At 31.3% G+C, this 16,223-nt stretch carries 17 protein-coding genes; all 17 read left to right on the forward strand.

What is annotated here, in order from left to right; genetic code table 11:
• The first annotated feature begins 41 nt into the window (after window positions 1–41).
• Entirely contained in the window at window positions 42–830 is a 789-nt protein-coding gene (locus OREMA_RS0114975; protein WP_018250061.1) for a segregation and condensation protein A, read from the forward strand.
• A 34-nt stretch (window positions 831–864) separates the two neighbouring features.
• Window positions 865–1,422 carry an SMC-Scp complex subunit ScpB gene (scpB, locus tag OREMA_RS0114980; protein WP_018250062.1) on the forward strand — a complete coding sequence of 186 codons (558 nt, stop codon included), beginning with the start codon at window positions 865–867 and terminating at the stop codon, window positions 1,420–1,422.
• 214 nt (window positions 1,423–1,636) lie between these two features.
• Window positions 1,637–2,233, forward strand: a complete 597-nt coding sequence (locus OREMA_RS0114985; protein WP_018250063.1) for a DUF2953 domain-containing protein — start codon at window positions 1,637–1,639, stop codon at window positions 2,231–2,233.
• Window positions 2,226–2,666 carry a GerW family sporulation protein gene (gene ytfJ, locus OREMA_RS0114990; protein WP_018250064.1) on the forward strand — a complete coding sequence of 147 codons (441 nt, stop codon included), beginning with the start codon at window positions 2,226–2,228 and terminating at the stop codon, window positions 2,664–2,666. The genes OREMA_RS0114985 and ytfJ overlap by 8 nt, the downstream gene beginning before the upstream one ends.
• Before the next feature lie 58 nt (window positions 2,667–2,724).
• A complete protein-coding gene (locus tag OREMA_RS0114995) occupies window positions 2,725–3,837 on the forward strand; it encodes a D-alanyl-D-alanine carboxypeptidase family protein (RefSeq protein ID WP_040657497.1) in 1,113 nt (370 codons plus the stop codon).
• A 79-nt stretch (window positions 3,838–3,916) separates the two neighbouring features.
• On the forward strand, window positions 3,917–4,648 hold the full coding sequence (locus tag OREMA_RS0115000; RefSeq protein WP_018250066.1) for a pseudouridine synthase: 732 nt from the start codon (window positions 3,917–3,919) through the stop codon (window positions 4,646–4,648).
• The gene (locus OREMA_RS0115005; protein WP_018250067.1) at window positions 4,641–5,654 is read left to right on the forward strand and encodes an elongator complex protein 3; all 1,014 of its coding nucleotides are present in this window, start codon (window positions 4,641–4,643) and stop codon (window positions 5,652–5,654) included. Before OREMA_RS0115000 ends, OREMA_RS0115005 begins: the two co-directional genes overlap by 8 nt.
• Before the next feature lie 92 nt (window positions 5,655–5,746).
• Entirely contained in the window at window positions 5,747–6,007 is a 261-nt protein-coding gene (locus OREMA_RS0115010; RefSeq protein ID WP_018250068.1) for a stage V sporulation protein S, read from the forward strand.
• Between the two features lie 214 nt (window positions 6,008–6,221).
• The gene (gene smc / locus OREMA_RS0115015) at window positions 6,222–9,794 is read left to right on the forward strand and encodes a chromosome segregation protein SMC (protein ID WP_018250069.1); all 3,573 of its coding nucleotides are present in this window, start codon (window positions 6,222–6,224) and stop codon (window positions 9,792–9,794) included.
• Between the two features lie 200 nt (window positions 9,795–9,994).
• The gene (locus tag OREMA_RS0115020; RefSeq protein WP_018250070.1) at window positions 9,995–11,128 is read left to right on the forward strand and encodes a hypothetical protein; all 1,134 of its coding nucleotides are present in this window, start codon (window positions 9,995–9,997) and stop codon (window positions 11,126–11,128) included.
• A gap of 16 nt (window positions 11,129–11,144) precedes the next feature.
• Window positions 11,145–12,218, forward strand: a complete 1,074-nt coding sequence (gene ftsY / locus OREMA_RS0115025) for a signal recognition particle-docking protein FtsY (RefSeq protein WP_018250071.1) — start codon at window positions 11,145–11,147, stop codon at window positions 12,216–12,218.
• 320 nt (window positions 12,219–12,538) lie between these two features.
• Entirely contained in the window at window positions 12,539–12,916 is a 378-nt protein-coding gene (gene ylxM / locus OREMA_RS0115030; protein ID WP_407667771.1) for a YlxM family DNA-binding protein, read from the forward strand.
• Window positions 12,913–14,259, forward strand: coding sequence for a signal recognition particle protein (gene ffh / locus OREMA_RS0115035; protein WP_018250073.1), 1,347 nt, complete (start codon window positions 12,913–12,915; stop codon window positions 14,257–14,259). Before ylxM ends, ffh begins: the two co-directional genes overlap by 4 nt.
• Window positions 14,260–14,351: 92 nt before the next feature.
• Window positions 14,352–14,618 (forward strand): 30S ribosomal protein S16, encoded by a 267-nt coding sequence (gene rpsP / locus OREMA_RS0115040; protein ID WP_018250074.1) that lies wholly within the window; start codon window positions 14,352–14,354, stop codon window positions 14,616–14,618.
• Between the two features lie 31 nt (window positions 14,619–14,649).
• A complete protein-coding gene (locus OREMA_RS0115045; RefSeq protein WP_018250075.1) occupies window positions 14,650–14,880 on the forward strand; it encodes a KH domain-containing protein in 231 nt (76 codons plus the stop codon).
• 83 nt (window positions 14,881–14,963) lie between these two features.
• Entirely contained in the window at window positions 14,964–15,470 is a 507-nt protein-coding gene (gene rimM / locus OREMA_RS0115050) for a ribosome maturation factor RimM (protein WP_018250076.1), read from the forward strand.
• Between the two features lie 9 nt (window positions 15,471–15,479).
• Window positions 15,480–16,223 carry a tRNA (guanosine(37)-N1)-methyltransferase TrmD gene (gene trmD, locus OREMA_RS0115055; protein WP_018250077.1) on the forward strand — a complete coding sequence of 248 codons (744 nt, stop codon included), beginning with the start codon at window positions 15,480–15,482 and terminating at the stop codon, window positions 16,221–16,223.

A 16,223-nucleotide genomic window follows, 5' to 3' on the forward strand; every position in this document is an offset into this window, starting at 1 on the left:
CTGATATCTAACTCTTAAGACCTAATTTGAGGAGTGAGAGTATGGGCTATGAAGTAAAGATAGATGCTTTTCAAGGTCCCATTGATCTGTTGATGCATCTATTGAAGAAGAATAAAGTGGAAATTTATGATATACCAATTTCAAAGATTACAAAACAGTATTTGGAATATATAGCTAACATGAAAAAGCTAGATTTAGATGTAGCAAGTGAATTTTTAGTAATGGCAGCACAGTTAATGGAGATTAAGGCCCAGACCTTATTACCTAAAAAGAAGAGTGATGATGAAGAAGAAGAGATTGATCCTCGCCAGGAGTTAGTAGAAAAACTGTTAGAATACAAAAAATATAAGCAATTAGCTTTTGAATTAAAAGAATTTGAGCATGAAAAACGTCAGTCTTATACTCGTAATGTGGCCCCTTTATTAGTAGATTTAGAATTTGAAAAATCAAATCCTTTAGAGGGAGTTAGTGTTGATAAATTTATCTCTGCTTTTCATAAAGCTATCAAAAGAGGGAAGAAAAAGCAAGAAAAGATAAATGAAGATGATAAAAGTAAGAAAAAGCTTAATCAATTACAAGAAGAAGAGCTTACAATCAAAGAACAGCAAGGTTATATTATGCAGAGATTAATTTTAAGTAAGGGTCAAATGAACTTTATGAACTTATTCTCTAATATTATTTCAAGATTAGAAATAGTAGTTACTTTTATGGCTCTATTAGAGTTGATCAAAATAAATGAAGTGAAAATTAAGCAAGATGATAATTTCGATGAGATTATAATCTATTCGGTATCTAGGTCTAGCGATAAATCTACAGATACAATAAAATAGCTATATCTCATTTTATGATGTGAGGTGATGATAAATGCTAAGTGAAGTAGAGATCAAAGCTGCTATTGAAGCATTATTATTTATGGCAACAGATCCTTTGAAGATGAAGGAGATAAAAAAAGTACTAGAAGTTGATAAAAGAAAGATAAAGCAAGCAATAGACTTAATTAGACAAGAGTATTCTAGAAATGATAAGGGTATAGAGTTGATTCAAATTAACAAAGGATATCAGTTACAGACTAAAGCTAATTATCAATCTTTTGTAAAAGAGTTACATAAACCTGAAATGAATAATAAATTAAGTCAAGCAGCTTTAGAGACCTTAGCAATTATTGCGTATAAGCAACCGGTTACTCGTGCTGAAATTGAAGATATTAGAGGTGTTAATGTAGAAAAAGCTCTAAAAACTATACAGAAAAGAGGTTTAATAGCTGAAGTAGGTAGAAAAGATACCATAGGAAATCCAATTATTTATGGGACTACTGTTGACTTTTTGCAGTATATGGGTCTTGAGAGTTTAGATGAATTACCTCCAGCTCAAGAGTTTACAGAGCTAAATGAAGATGAGATTCCAGAAGAATTATCAGAATAAAAAATAAAGAAGCTCAAGTGTTTAAACACTTGAGCTTCTTTATTTTTTGTCGCTACTTAATTATGATTTATTATTACCTTACTATCTATCTGAAATGTAAGCTTTTAAGGTATACTATTACAATCATCGGGGAAGATAATAACTATAAGTTAGAAAGGGGGTTTGCATCATTCTATTAATTTTAATCCTCTTAATAGTAATAAGTTTATTATTTTTGCCAATAAAATTAAAGGTTAAGCTTTATGCTGAACAGACAAAGGGTGATTTGATTTTTAAGCTAAGAATAACTTTTTTTAAGTATAAATTAGAATTGCCTTTTTTACATATAGATCAAAAGTTTTCTATAAGTTCTTTATTTCTACAGGCAGAATTAGAAAGAAAGTTAGGTAAAGATATAAAGATAAAAGAAGATTTAGAAGGAGGAGAGAAGAATTACGAAGATTTAAATAACATAGTTCTTTTTTTTAAGGAGATAAAACAGGGATTAAGTAATACAGAAGATATTCTTTCTATTATTGATAGGTGTGAATATTTTTCCTGGAAAACTAACTTTGGATTTGCTAATCCAGCTTATACAGGGGTTATTACGGGTTTTTTATGGTCTATAAAAGGAGTTATAATATCGATAATAGAGAATAACTTGAAATTTAAATCTAGACCTTTTTTTGAGGTTAATCCTGAGTTTGATTATCCGATACCTTTTAAGACTAAATTTGAAGGTATATTTGTATTTAAACTAGGCAATATTATGTTTATAGGCCTTAAAGTTAGTTTTATTCAACTAAAAAGGAGGTTAAAAATAAATGGCTGACCATCCAATTGAAACACTAATGTCTACGGCAATGGAGAATATTAAGAACATGGTAGATGTAAATACAATCGTAGGGGATCCAGTAGAGACAAAGGATGGAAGTGTTATAATTCCTGTTTCCAAAGTTAATTTTGGTTTTGGAGCTGGTGGGGCTGAATATTTATTAAAAGAAGAATCTAATAAAGACAAAGAAGATAACAAGTCAAAAGGACCTAGTTTTGGTGGTGGTAGTGGGGCTGGTATAATGTTGCAACCTATTGCTTTTTTAGTAGTAGCAGAGGGGCAAATTAGATTGTTACCAGTTAACAATAATGCTATAGTGGAGCGGTTAATAAATCTTGCTCCTGAACTATTAGAACAATTGAAAGGTTTTAATAAACAAAAAAATAAAGTAAAGAAACAAGAAGAACAAAATGAGGATATTACATTATAAATTTCAAGTGGAGGGAGACCTTCACTTTTCCTTTGATATTATGGAGGTGAAGTTAGCGATGAAACGTTATTTAATTTTTTTGACTTTCTTCTTATTTTTATTAAATAATCAAATAGCTTTAGCTGCTCCTCATGTAACAGCTCAAGCAGCAATTTTAATTGATAAAGAGACAGGGCAGATATTATACCAGAAGAATATCCATCAAAGGCGTGCGCCTGCTAGTACTACCAAAATAATGACAGGAATTTTGGCTATTGAAAATGGAAATTTATCAGACCGGGTTACTGCTAGTACTAAGGCTGCTTATGAAGGTGGATCTTCAATATATTTAAGTCCAAATGAAAGGTTAACTTTAAGAGAGTTAGTTTATGGATTATTGATTAAGTCTGGTAATGATGCAGCAGTAGCAATTGCTGAGTATATAGGTGGAAGTGTAGAGAATTTTGCTAAGATGATGAATAATAAAGCAAGAGAAGTGGGAGCTTTAGATACTGTTTTTAAAAATCCGAATGGATTACCAAAGGAAGGACATTTGACAACTGCTTATGATTTAGCGCAAATTGCTCGTTATGCTTTACATAATAAATTTTTTGCCCAAGTAGTATCAACCCCGAAGAAAAGGATATCATGGCCAGGACATAGTTGGGATCGAATTTTAAATAATACTAACAAATTATTAACAAGGTCAGATATAGTTGATGGGGTTAAGACCGGATATACTCGTGCTGCTGGAAGGTGTTTAGTGGCTTCAGCTACTAAAGATAATAACCAATTAATTAGTGTAGTCTTAAAAAGCGCTGATATTTGGACTGACTCTTTAACTTTATTAAATTATGGTTTTAATAACTACAAAAAGATTCAAGTAATAGATAAAGGTGAATTAGTTCATAAATTAGATATTAATAAAGAAGAGTTGGGATTAATAGCAGCAAAGGAATTTAATTATGTACTAAGTAAAGGTAGTAGCATTAAAATAAAAAAAGTAATTGATATTAAGAAAGATATTAGTCTTCCAATAATAAAAGGAGAACAATTGGGAAAATTATCTATATACAATGAAGATAATGAATTGCTTGATAGAATAGACTTGATTTCAGATGAATTTGTTGGAGATTCATCTATAAATAAATTTTGGAAGATGATAGCCTCAAAAATTCAGATTTATTTTTAACAAGGAAATCTAATAGATTCTATAGAATAAAGTTAATTAATACAATAAAAGAAAGTAAAATTATTTGAGGTGATAGTTAATGGAAAGATTACAAAAGGTAATGGCAAAGGCAGGAGTAGCATCAAGAAGAAAGAGTGAGGAAATAATTAAAGCAGGGAGGGTTAAGGTTAATGATAAGATTGTAACTGAACTAGGGACTAAGGTTGATCCTAGCAAAGATAATATAGAAGTTGATGGTGAAGCAATAACTAAGGAAAAATTAGTTTATATATTATTGAATAAACCGAAAAATTATATTACAACTGTTGATGACCCTAAAGGTAGACAGACAGTATTAGATATAATAAATATCAAGCAAAGAATTTATCCAGTCGGTAGATTAGATTATGATACAGAAGGATTATTATTATTAACTAATGATGGCAAAGTAGCCTATGGATTAACTCATCCAAGCCATCAAGTAAGTAAAAAATACTTAGCAACTGTTCAAGGAGTTCCAAATGATGCTAAATTAAAGGCTTTAGAAAGAGGTATTCAATTATCAGATGGTTGGACAGCTCCAGCTAAAGCTGAGTTGGTTGTAGAATTTAATGATAAGTCTATTGTATCTTTGGAAATTCATGAAGGTAGAAAGCATCAAGTAAAAAGAATGTGTAAATCAGTTGGGCATCCTGTTTTAGAGCTTAAGAGAATTAAGATGGGACCTTTAGAATTAGATGAGGACTTAAAAGTAGGTACCTATAGATTTTTAAATAAAGCTGAAATTAATAAACTTAAGAAGATTGCAAAACAGGTCAAAGAAAATGGCTAAGGATAATTATATAATTCCTATTTTTGTACCTCATTTAGGATGCCCCCATGATTGTGTGTTCTGTAATCAAAGGGAAATTACAGGAGTTAGAACTAGGTTAAGCCAAGATGAAGTTATACATAAAATCGATTCTTATTTATCTACAATACCTAAAACAGCCAAAAAGATAGAGGTTGCCTTTTATGGTGGTAGTTTTACAGGGGTTGATCCTAAGTATCAGATAGAACTGTTATCTGTTGCAAAAGAGAGATTAGTTCAGGGGAGAATTAACGGAATTAGGTTGTCTACTAGACCTGATTATATAAATAATCAAATTTTACTAAGGCTAAAAAAATATGGTGTAACTGCTATAGAATTAGGGGCTCAATCTTTAAAAGATGAAGTTTTAAAAGCGTCAACTAGAGGTCATAGTCGAAGTGATGTGATAAAGGCTGTTAATTTAATTAGAAAATATGACTTTAAATTAGGCTTGCAAATCATGCCTGGTCTGCCTGCTAGTAATTTAGAGTCAGATATAGCAACAGCTAAAGAAATAATTAACTTGAATCCGGATTTTGTTCGAATATATCCTACGTTAGTCATCAAAGGTACCGAATTAGCTGAGTTATACAAGGCTAAGAAATATACTCCCTTAAGCTTAGAAGATGCTGTAGAGATCAGTTCATTATTATTACAATATTTTAAAGAGGCAGGTATAAAAGTAATTAGGATTGGATTACAACCTTCAGAAGGGGTAAATAATGAACAAGTAGTTGCTGGTCCGTTCCATTCTTCTTTTAGACAATTAGTTGAATCTAGATTATTATTAAAAAAAATTGAAGAAAAGATAAAGGTAGACAAAATTAATAGATTAGTATTAGTAGTTAATTCTAAAGATATGTCAAATATTAGAGGTCAAAAAAATAGCAATATTAACTATTTATATGATAAGTATAATTTAGAAGAAATAGATATAAATATAAATGATAATTTGGCAAGGGGAAGCCTGACTATAAATATTGAATAAAAATAATTTTAAATTTATGCATATTATAGCAGTTGATTTATTATATATTAATATAAGAAATACTTAATATGGAAATTAGGGGAGGAAGTAATATGGAAATGTTAAAAGTATCATCAAAATCAAAGCCAAAATCTGTGGCTGGAGCTTTAGCTGCTGTAATAAGAGAAGATGGCAGAGCTGAATTACAAGGTGTTGGTGCTGGAGCTATAAATCAGGCTGTAAAAGCTATTGCTATTGTAAGAGGTTTTATAGCACCAAATGGTGTGGATTTAGTAGCGATTCCTGCATTTTCTGAGATTGAGATTGATGGTCAAGAAAGAACGGCTATTAAATTTATTGTTGAGCCAAGATAGGAAATAAAATAATATAAAGAGTTCTTATAAACCTACCTGCATTTGCAGGTAGGTTTTATTGTCTTATTTATTTTTTCTTCTATTTATGTTAAAATAAAGTTTAGACTTGTTATAAAATCGTAAATTTATGATTAAATTTTGAATATAAGATAATTATTTATAAATTTTTATAACAGTTATCTTTGACAACTCTTTTAGGGGAAGGATGAGTGTTATGTTTCTTAAAAATATAACAATAAAAGGGTTTAAATCCTTTGCTAACAAGGTAAAGGTAGACTTTGAACCTGCAATTACAGGTGTGATTGGGCCTAATGGTAGTGGTAAAAGTAATATCTCAGATGCGATTAGATGGGTTTTAGGGGAGCAAAGTGCTAAAACTCTAAGAGGAGCTAAGATGGAAGATGTTATTTTTGCTGGTAGTAGTAAGAGAAGGGCTTTGGGGATTGCTGAAGTTACATTAACTTTAGATAATCGAGATGGTTCTTTACCAATTGAGTATAAGGAAGTAACTGTTGGCCGAAGAGTTAGCAGAAGTGGTGAGAGTGATTATTTAATAAATAATAATCAGTGCCGATTAAAGGATATTAAAGAGTTATTTATGGATACAGGTGTTGGAAAAGATGCATACTCTATTATTGGACAAGGTAAAGTAGAAACTATTTTAAGCGAAAATTCCACAGATAGAAGAGAGCTTTTTGAAGAAGCAGCAGGTATTAGTAAGCATAAAAGTCGTAAGGAAGAAGCTGAGAAGAAGTTAGACAGTACTGAACAGAAATTACAAAGAATTGAAGATATTGTTAGGGAGATAGAAAGACAGGTTGGGCCTTTAGAGAAGGAATCGAAAAAAGCTGAAGAATATATCGAATATAAATCAGAGTTAAAAGAGATAGAAGTTAATCTTCTAAGTAATAAATATATGAAATTAGAAGAGCAACTAGATCAAGATATTGCTAATAAGCAAAGGCTATCTTATCAGCTTACAGAATCTAAGGCTGCCGTTAATGAATATGACTTAAGAATTGATAAAGAGAAAGAAAGCTTAGAAGAGTTATCAGTCTCTTCTGATAGACAGAAGGATAAGATTTTTGAAGCTAAAAGTAATGTGGAGAGAATAGAAAACAAGTTAGAATTAGCTAGACAACAAAAGAGTAATCTTTTAGACCAAGGAAAAAGGTTAAGAGATGAAATTGTTAAGCTAGAAGATAAAATAGAATTTTTTAGAGAAGAAATCAATAATAAGGATGAGAAAAGAAGAAATTTGCTAGAGACTATCAATGAACAGTCTCTATTGCTAGATGAAAAAGAAGAAGAATTATCTAGTATAAGTATTAAATTGGAAGAAAAATTAAATATAAAGAAAGAATTTCAAGATAATCAATTAAATCAGATTAATAAGATTAATAAGGAAAAACATGAATTAGAAACAGCAAATAGAGAGATTGAAAGGCATAAAAAAGAAATTGCAAAATTAGAAGATAGTAAAAGGGATTTAAAAGTAGAACTTGATGAAATTCAACGGGAAAAAAAATTAAAAGAAGAGAAGCTAACAGAGATAAAGTTGAATTTACAAGAAAATAAAGAGAAGGCTGAAGAAGAGAAGCTAAGTAATAATAAGTTACAACAGGAATTGAATAATTTAAGAGATGAGTATGATGATTTTAAAGATAGGGTTAAATCTAAAGAATCTAGATTAAAAGTTTTAGAAGGAATGGAAGAAAATTATCAAGGATACTATAGGGGCGTTAAAAACTTATTAAAATATGTTAAAGAAAGCAATCAACTACAAGGAGTATGTGGTGTATTGGCTGAATTAATCGATACCCCTAAGGATTATGAAACAGCAATTGAAGTTGCTTTAGGCAGTGCTTTACAGAATATTGTTGTAGAAGATGATAGAGTAGGGAAAAAGGCTATCTCTTATTTGAAGAAGAACAGGGGAGGAAGAGCAACTTTTTTACCTCTTAATTTAGTATCTTCTAGATATTTAAATAGTAGAGAAAAAGATGCTTTAGATATTAATGGAGCTATTGGAGTTGCAAGAGATTTAGTTAGTTTTAGTGATAAATATAAATCAGTTGTTGATAATCTTCTTGGTAGAGTGATTATTGCTAAGGATATAGATGCAGCAGTTAAGATTTCTAAAGCAGCAGATAAAAGAGTAAAAGTGGTAAGTTTAGATGGGGATGTAGTAAACCCTGGTGGTTCGATGACTGGTGGTAGTCGTAATCAGAATAATAATATATTAGGACGTTCGCGTGAGATTGAGGATTTATCTAAAGAAGTTAAAGAGCTTAATATTAAGCTATCCAGGTTAGAGAAAAAAGGTATTGAAAAGAAAGAAAATTTAGTAAAATCAGAAGATTCTTTAACAGGGTTAAATAAGAGAATACATAGTTTAGAAATAGAAGCAACAAATTATTCTAAGGATTATCAGCAAGTAAGTAGAGATTTGATAAGGTTAAAAGATGAAATCAATAATAGAGATAATGAATTAGAAGAACTTAAGGTAAGTATATCTAGTTTAAGAGATAAGATTAAGGTATTGACTCGATCCTTAGATAATTTAACAGATGATGATTCTAATATCAAGGATGTAATTTTTAAGGTGGAAGAAGATATTAAATCTTTAGAAAGTAAAAAAGAAGGGTTATCTAAAGAAATTACAGATTTAAAAGTTAGAATTGCTTCATTGAAGCAAGAAAAAGAGAATATAAGCGAGGAGATTAATTCTAAAGAAAAATCAATTACAGATGCTGAAAATGAAATTAAAAATAAAGAAGAAGAGATAACTCGTTTCAAGCAAAAGGTTGATAGTCTAGATTCTAAGCAAGATGAATTGCTTAAGGAAAAAGAAGAGATGAGCCAAAAGGTTATTAAACTAAAAGAAGATCTAGATAATTTTAGAACAGAATCGAAAAAGATTAAGGCTAAGATTGATGAATATCAGAAAGAATCTAAAGATATTAGAAGCAAGTATGAGAAGGTACAAGAAGAATATAATAAAATTAAAGTAGATTTAGCACAGTTACAAGTTAAATTAGAGAATATTGAAAATAGATTGCAAGAAGAATATGAGTTGGAGGTATATGAAATTACCTCTGAGGTTGAAGAAATTAAAGATTATGATAAAGCAGAGAAGACCATAACTAAGCTTAAAAGGTCAATGAAAAGATTAGAACCAGTAAATTTAGGTGCTATTGAAGAATATGAAACTTTAAGTCAACGATTTAACTTCTTAAAAGAGCAGCATCAAGATTTAGTCGAATCTAAAGAATCTTTGGAAGAGGTAATTGGAGAAATTGAAGAAGAGATGAAAGAAAAGTTTATAAATACTTTTAAGCAAGTTAAAGTAGAGTTTGAAAAGATCTTTACTGATTTATTTGAAGGTGGACAAGCTGAGTTAAACTTAGAAGATGAGGAAGATTTATTAACTACAGGAATAGAAATCAATGCTCAACCGCCAGGGAAGAAGTTACAAAAGTTATCATTGATGTCTGGTGGAGAAAAAGCATTAACAGCAACAGCTTTAATCTTTTCATTACTGAAGGTTAATCCTAGTCCATTTTATGTATTAGATGAGCTTGATGCACCATTAGATGATGCTAATGTTAATAGATTTGCAGAATACTTAAGAAGGCTTTCAGAGATGGCTCAATTTATTGTGATAACTCATAGAAAAGGAACTATGGCAGCAGTTAATGCTTTATATGGTGTTACAATGCAAGAGTCTGGAGTATCTCAATTAGTATCTCTAAATATGGAGGAATTAGAGGAATATGAGGAATAATTAATTTATTAAAATTAATTGAGATTTATGGTTAAAAATCTTTATCATATCTTATAGAAATCATAAATTTGATCTTATAATTATATCTGTAGTTTGAAGCTGTTAGCTTTAAATATTGATTATTAGATAGATAGTATAAGACTTGAAGTTGCATATAGAATTTAATAAAGAGGAAAAATATCCTTTAAAGGAGGTATAGTATGAAAGTAAGAGGAATAGCAAAATTTATAGTAGATAGATTAGTAGATAGAAGTAATCATTTAAGTCAAGGAAGATCAGCAGGAGCAATAGGCTTTATTAATCAAGAAGGATATGTTGATGCTTTAACTGAAATAGTAAATGGAGGAATATCTGGTTTGCCTTATAGACAGATGCTAGCCAAAGTGGCTAAGACTGAAGGTGAATCTTTGCTTGAGTCTATTAACCAGCTTCCTGAAAATGCTGTAATTATTACTACTAACCCAGGGAAAACTGGTATTATTGTAGGTACAGGAGGATTAGATATTTTTAATATCCCTCTAATTAGTATTGGGGTTAAGATGGGAGAATGTGCAGGAGTAGGTATTATATATCCAAAGAAAGAATATTTTGATTTGTCCACTGAGTCTGAAGATATTCAATTACATAGATTAACAGCTAAAACTATGGAGGAAGAACGGGAAATTTTACGAGAGTCTTTTAATTTACAACTAAATTATTTGGATATTTGTAAAGAGTTAAAGCAGATAGATATACCAGAGCAAAAGTTTGACTTAACTAAAATTAATGAAGATGATTGGCAAGTACCAGCTATTGAAGTGAATTCTATTGATAAAGAATTTGCTGAAAGATTGGTTGCTAAATCTACAGAAGTGGAACAAGGTAGAGAAGTAGCAGCAATTGGAGAAATCATAGATGGACATATTGTCCAAAAAGGAGAAATTGTTATTGGGGGGATGGGGTATGTACCTTCTCGAATGTTAGCTTCTAGTTATACTGATATTTCTGGACTTTCTTTAAAAGAAGCTTATACTAAAGTGATTCCCAACAATATTGCAATAGTGCATACTCACCCTGGAGGAACTGGAGTAATGCATATGGGTGATGCTATGGCAGGACCAGGAACTTGGGGAAGACCTGTAATAGCTATCGGCCATGATAAAGATGGAGCTATTAAAGGAGCTACAGTGATTGAACTATTACCTAAGGTAGCTGATTTAGCTGACGAATATGAAGAAGTAGGTCAGAAATATTATGCAGCTGAAACGCCTGAAGAAGAAGCAGAAATTAGAAAGAGACGTTTTGGAATTGCTCAAGAATATACAGACTTATGTAAACCGTTAGAATTGAAATAGATAGGGGGAAAGATTAATGTTAAAAAAGATCTTTGGTTTTGCTAAAAAAAATAAGAAAAAAGAAGAAATAGAAGGGGTTGAAGAAACTACTACAGCCAATGAAATGGTAGAGGAAGATGAAGTAAAAGAAGATGTAATAGATAAAGAAATTGAAAAAGAAGAAAAAGTAGGCTTCTTCTCCAGGCTAAAGAAAGGGTTAACTAAGACTAGAGAAGGATTTGTAGCTCAAGTTGAAAATCTTTTTAGTAAATTTTCTACTATTAATGATGAATTATATGAGGAATTAGAAGAGATTCTTATTCAAGCAGATGTAGGAGTACATACTACAATGAAGTTAGTAGATAACCTGAGAGGTAAGGCTAAGGAAGAAAAGATTAAAGAACTAAAGGAATTGACTAAATTATTCCAAGATCAATTAACTGAAATTCTGACTAAAGGTACTAAAGAGGAAGATAATGATCAGCCTACTATATTAATGGTTGTGGGAGTAAATGGAGCTGGAAAGACAACAACTATCGGTAAGATTGCGCAAAGAACTAAAGAAGCAGGTATGGAAGTTCTGTTAGGTGCTGGAGATACCTTTAGAGCTGCTGCAATTGATCAATTAAAGGTTTGGTCTTCTAGGGTGGGGGTTGACATCATTGCCCACCAAGAGGGATCAGATGCTGCTGCTGTAGCTTATGATGCGGTACAGGCTGCTAAATCAAGAGAAGTAGATCTATTAATTGTAGATACTGCTGGTAGATTACATACCCAATCTAATTTGATGGAAGAGTTAAAAAAGGTTAAAAGAGTAATTAAGCGTGAAGCAGATAATATGGCTGTTGAAGTATTATTGGTATTAGATGCTACAACGGGTCAAAATGCAATTTCTCAAGCTAAATTATTCAATGATGCCGTTGATGTAGATGGTATAGTTCTAACCAAATTAGATGGTACAGCCAAGGGTGGTGTAGTAGTAGCAATTAAAGAAGAGCTAGGTATTCCAATTAAGTTAATTGGTGTTGGTGAGTCTGCAGAAGATTTACAGGATTTTGAGCCAGAATCATTTATTGAAGCCTTATTTGAAGGTGGATTTGAAGAAGAGTAGTTAATTTAGGGTCGGCGATTGCCGGCCTTAAATTTATACCTAAATTTCTTAAAAATTATAAATTTAATTTTAAAATTTTATAGAGGCTTAGTGTTTATATTTCAAATTAAATCTCAGGTTAATTAGGACATGGTATTTTTTAGTAACTGTTAAGTTTAGTCTATATAAGGTTTCATAATCTGGATATTATATGATTTTTAAGTTGGACTTAGTAAACTCTAAAAGATAATTTTATTAAAATACTAAGATATTATTGACAATCCTATAATTGTGTGGTATATTATCATCTGTAAAGTGAAATCCCTTAACAGTGAATGAAGGTGATTTTTTTGTTAAGCATAGATAAGGTAGTTAGAGTTGGAAAGTTATTTAGTTTTTATTCTAGTCTTTTGACAGAAAGGCAGCAGGAGTTTGTTAGATTATATTATCATCATGATCTATCATTAGGTGAAATTGCTGAACAACAAGGGATTAGCCGTCAGGCTGTTTATGACAACTTAAAGCGTTCTGAAGAAGCATTAGAAGAGTATGAAAGCAAATTGAATTTAGTCAAATATTACGATAATATGAAAGATGAATTAGATAGATTAAAGGATTTGTTAGATAATATTGAAGCTGAACTAAAAGATAAAGAGTCAAAAGAGTTAAAAGGTATTTTATCTAGATTACAAGCCTACCAAGAGGGGGAATTGATGTGATCTTTGAAGGATTAGCCGATAAGTTACAAAATGCTTTTGATAAACTAAAAGGAAAAGGTAAGTTATCAGAAAAGGATGTAAAAACTGCATTAAGAGAAGTAAAATTGGCTTTATTAGAAGCAGATGTAAATTTTAAAGTTGTAAAGAAATTTGTTAAAAAGATAGAAGAAAGAGCTGTGGGGCATGAAGTACTAGATAGCTTAACTCCTGCTCAGCAAGTAATTAAGGTAGTTAATGAAGAATTGACTGATCTGATGGGGGGTAGTCAAAGTAAAATTACTTTTGCTTCTAACCCACCAACAGTTATTATGATGGCTGGTTTACAAGGGGCAGGTAAAACTACTACTGTTGGTAAGTTAGCCAAACTTTTGAAAAAACAAGGGAAAAATCCTTTATTAGTAGCTGGTGATATTTATAGACCGGCAGCTATTAAGCAACTACAGGTCTTAGGTGAAAGGGTAGATCAACCAGTATTCAGCATGGGAGATAAGCAAGATCCTGTCGATATTGCTAAAGCTGCTATCAGTAATGCTGAATCTAATGGCCATGATGTAGTAATTATAGATACTGCTGGACGATTGCATATAGATGAAGAGTTAATGGATGAATTAAAAAATGTTAAAAAGGCAGTAAAACCTCATGAAATATTACTTGTTGTTGATTCTATGACTGGGCAAGATGCTGTAAATGTAGCACAAAGCTTTGATGAAGCTTTAGGAATTGATGGAGTTGTTTTAACAAAATTAGATGGTGATGCTCGTGGTGGTGCTGCATTATCTATTAGCTCAGTAACTGGTAAAGCAATTAAATTTGGAGGTTTTGGAGAGAAGTTAGATGATTTAAAACCTTTCCATCCAGATCGAATGGCTTCTAGAATTTTAGGGATGGGAGATGTTTTAACTTTAATTGAGAAAGCTGAAGAGCAATTTGATGCTAAGAAGGCTAAAGAGCTTGAAGAAAAATTAAGAAAACAAGAGTTTACTTTTGAGGATTTTTTAGATCAAATGAATCAAGTAAGAAATATGGGACCTTTAGATGAACTATTAGGCATGATCCCTGGTGTAGGTAAACAACTTAAGGGATTGAAGATGGATGAAGGTGAATTAGATAAAATTGAAGCAATTATTAATTCAATGACTATTGATGAACGTCGTCATCCAGAGATTATTAATGGAAGTAGACGGCGTAGAATTGCCGATGGAAGTGGAACCACTGTTCAAGATATAAATCGTTTGTTAAAGCAATTTAAACAGACCAGAAAGATGATGAAACAGATGGGGGATATGACGAAAGGATTAGGTGGCGGTGGATTAAAAGGCAAATTTAAGCTACCTTTTATGTAAAATAGTTTTGAGTTACTAGTTATTGTTAAATAGTAATTAGTAAATTAAATATATTAAATTATAAATTATTACTCACAAGGAGGTGAAAGTTAATGGCAGTAAAAATTAGATTAAGAAGAATGGGATCTAAAAGAAATCCTTTTTATAGATTAGTTGTTGCTGATTCTCGTAAGCCTAGAGATGGAAGATTTATTGAAGAACTTGGATATTACAATCCTACAACTGATCCAGAAACAGTTAAACTAGATGAAGAGTCTGCATTAAAATGGTTAAGCAATGGAGCACAACCTTCTAATACTGTTAGAAATATCTTGAGTCGTCAAGGAATTATGAAAAAGTTTGATGAAATGAAGAAATAAGGGTGTTAAGCTAAAATTGGAGGTGCTCCCTTTGAAGAAGGTATTGGAAACAATTGCGAAGAATATTGTGGACAATCCTAAGGAAGTTAGAGTAAAAGAAAAAGAAGATGGTCAGGCTGTAATTTTAGAGTTAAGTGTTGCTGATGAAGATATGGGTAAGGTCATTGGCAAAAGAGGAAGAGTTGCTAAAGCTATTAGAACCATAATAACAGCTTCAGCAATTAAGGCTAACAAAAAGGTTACAGTAGAAATTGTAGATTGATTATTATAAAAAGGCTAGAGTTTTAACTCTAGCCTTTTACTAATTTATAGTCTGTAGGGGTATAATAAAGAGAGGTGAAAATTATGACATCAGATATGATTATCATTGGGGAGATAATTCGTCATCAAGGAAATAAAGGTGAAGTTAGGGTTAAACCACTAACTGACTTTTTAGAGAGGTTTGAGCAATTAGACAGTGTTTATTTAATTAAGAACGGAGATAAAAAAGAGGTCTATATAGAAGATGTATGGTATCATAAACAATTTATTATCTTAAAATTTGAAGGCTTTGATGAGATTGGACAAGCTATTGACCATAAAGGTTACTTGATTCAAATAGCAGAAGAAGATAAAGTAGAGTTATCCGCAGATAATTATTATGTTGAAGATGTAATAGGGCTTGAAGTTTATACTGATAAAGGTGAATATTTAGGGATTGTTAATGAAATTTTAGAGACAGGTGCAAATGATGTATATATAGTTAAGGATGAGGAAACAGAGTTATTGTTACCAGCTATAAAAGATGTTATATTAGATATTGATCTATCGACTGAAAGAATGAAGGTTAAACTATTACCAGGATTAAGGTAAGGTGATAAGATGAAATTTGATATATTAACTCTATTCCCTGAGATGTTTTCTAGTGTATTAAATTCTAGCATTTTGAATAAAGCTCAGGAAAAAGATTTAATTGATATAAATACAATAAATATACGTGATTACACAACTGATAAACATAATCAAGCTGATGATTATCCTTATGGTGGAGGGGCTGGAATGGTAATGAAAGCAGAACCTATCTTTAGAGCAGTTGATGATTTAAAGCTAGCTTCTAGAGATATACCAGTTATTTTTCTAACTCCACAAGGTGATACCTTTAATCAAGATATGGCTAAAGAATTTGCTGAAGAGAAAGAACTAATCTTATTATGTGGTCATTATGAGGGAGTAGACCAACGGGTTAGAGATGAATTAGTTACTTATGAAGTTTCTATTGGAGATTATGTCTTAACAGGTGGTGAGTTACCTGCTATGATCTTAGTTGATGCTATATCTCGTATGATTCCTGGAGTTTTAGGTAGCCAAGAATCAGCTATTCAAGATTCTTTTTATGGTGATGTCCTAGATTATCCCCAATATACAAGGCCACAGGAATATAAAGGGCTAAAGGTTCCTTCAGTATTATTAAGTGGAGACCATGCTAAAGTTGACCGCTGGAGAAGAAAGAAGGCCCTAAAGAAGACTTTATTCAAAAGACCGGATTTATTAGCTAATGCATCTTTATCAAAAGATGATAAGCTATTGTTAGCAGAGATTAAAGAAGAGATAAATGAGGAGGGATAA

The sequence above is a fragment of the Orenia marismortui DSM 5156 genome, from assembly GCF_000379025.1.
Taxonomy (GTDB): Bacteria; Bacillota; Halanaerobiia; order Halobacteroidales; family Halobacteroidaceae; genus Orenia; species Orenia marismortui.

Coding starts and splice junctions, on each gene's coding strand:
- OREMA_RS0114975 (WP_018250061.1), top strand. CDS start 42: ATGGGCTATGAAGTAAAGATAGATGCTTTTCAAGGTCCCATTGATCTG.
- scpB (WP_018250062.1), top strand. CDS start 865: ATGCTAAGTGAAGTAGAGATCAAAGCTGCTATTGAAGCATTATTATTT.
- ytfJ (WP_018250064.1), top strand. CDS start 2,226: ATGGCTGACCATCCAATTGAAACACTAATGTCTACGGCAATGGAGAAT.
- OREMA_RS0114995 (WP_040657497.1), top strand. CDS start 2,725: ATGAAACGTTATTTAATTTTTTTGACTTTCTTCTTATTTTTATTAAAT.
- OREMA_RS0115000 (WP_018250066.1), top strand. CDS start 3,917: ATGGAAAGATTACAAAAGGTAATGGCAAAGGCAGGAGTAGCATCAAGA.
- OREMA_RS0115005 (WP_018250067.1), top strand. CDS start 4,641: ATGGCTAAGGATAATTATATAATTCCTATTTTTGTACCTCATTTAGGA.
- OREMA_RS0115010 (WP_018250068.1), top strand. CDS start 5,747: ATGGAAATGTTAAAAGTATCATCAAAATCAAAGCCAAAATCTGTGGCT.
- smc (WP_018250069.1), top strand. CDS start 6,222: ATGTTTCTTAAAAATATAACAATAAAAGGGTTTAAATCCTTTGCTAAC.
- OREMA_RS0115020 (WP_018250070.1), top strand. CDS start 9,995: ATGAAAGTAAGAGGAATAGCAAAATTTATAGTAGATAGATTAGTAGAT.
- ftsY (WP_018250071.1), top strand. CDS start 11,145: ATGTTAAAAAAGATCTTTGGTTTTGCTAAAAAAAATAAGAAAAAAGAA.
- rpsP (WP_018250074.1), top strand. CDS start 14,352: ATGGCAGTAAAAATTAGATTAAGAAGAATGGGATCTAAAAGAAATCCT.
- rimM (WP_018250076.1), top strand. CDS start 14,964: ATGACATCAGATATGATTATCATTGGGGAGATAATTCGTCATCAAGGA.
- trmD (WP_018250077.1), top strand. CDS start 15,480: ATGAAATTTGATATATTAACTCTATTCCCTGAGATGTTTTCTAGTGTA.